The sequence below is a fragment of the Corynebacterium sp. HMSC061H03 genome, assembly GCF_001838215.1.
In the GTDB taxonomy this organism is placed as follows: domain Bacteria; phylum Actinomycetota; class Actinomycetes; order Mycobacteriales; family Mycobacteriaceae; genus Corynebacterium; species Corynebacterium jeikeium_D.
This window is the reverse complement of the sequence record NZ_KV836046.1, coordinates 1-778: the sequence shown is the minus strand read 5'-3', so window position 1 is coordinate 778 and position 778 is coordinate 1. Positions and strand designations below refer to the sequence as shown.

At 56.4% G+C, this 778-nt stretch carries 1 protein-coding gene; it reads left to right on the top strand.

The window, feature by feature from the left end; translation table 11 throughout:
• Positions 1-771 (top strand): IS30 family transposase (locus HMPREF2787_RS00220; RefSeq protein WP_141763250.1); only part of this gene is annotated, 771 nt, incomplete at its 5' end.
• Positions 772-778 lie beyond the last annotated feature (7 nt).

Below are 778 nucleotides of genomic sequence, written 5' to 3'. Positions count from 1 at the left end.
CTGCTCAACCGTGGCGCCTCGCCGCGTCAGGCCAGTGGCAGGTTGGCTGCACTGTGGGGTGATAATACGTCCATGACTATTAGCCACGAGTCGATTTACCAGGCCCTTTACGTACAAGGGGCAGGCAGCTTGCGCAAAGAACTTGTGTTTGAAAAGTCCTGCCGGACTACCCGGCCAGGGCGTAAACCCCGCTCGCTTCTCGCAGGGGTGCCCAAGCCACGTGGAAAACGCTGGACTCATGATGCCAATATTTCACTTCGCCCAGCCGAAGCCAATGATCGTGCGGTACCCGGTCATTGGGAAGGCGATTTGATTATTGGCGCAGATGGCACCAGTGCTTTAGCGACGTTGGTGGAACGCCGCAGCAGGTTTGTGCTGCTCGGCAGACTCGGCACTGACCATACTGCCGCCAGTGTCAATGAGGTGATGGTACGGATGATTCGTCGGCTCAAAGAGTCGATGGACACCACGATTTCGACGTTGACCTGGGATCAGGGAGTGGAGTTTGCCAAACACACGGAGTTTTCTGTCGCGGAGAATATCCAGGTGTTTTTCGCCGATCCGCATTCGCCGTGGCAGCGAGGTAGCAATGAGCGGATGAATCGGGATATCCGGTTTTATTTCCCCAAAGGCACCAACTTTACCGATGTCACCGACCAAGAGGTCGCCGAGGCGGAAGCATTGCTGAATAACCGGCCGCGGGTAGTGCTCGACGGGTTAACTCCCCGGGAGGTAATCTCTGGTGTTATCCATGATGCAATGACCGCCTGACCCTACC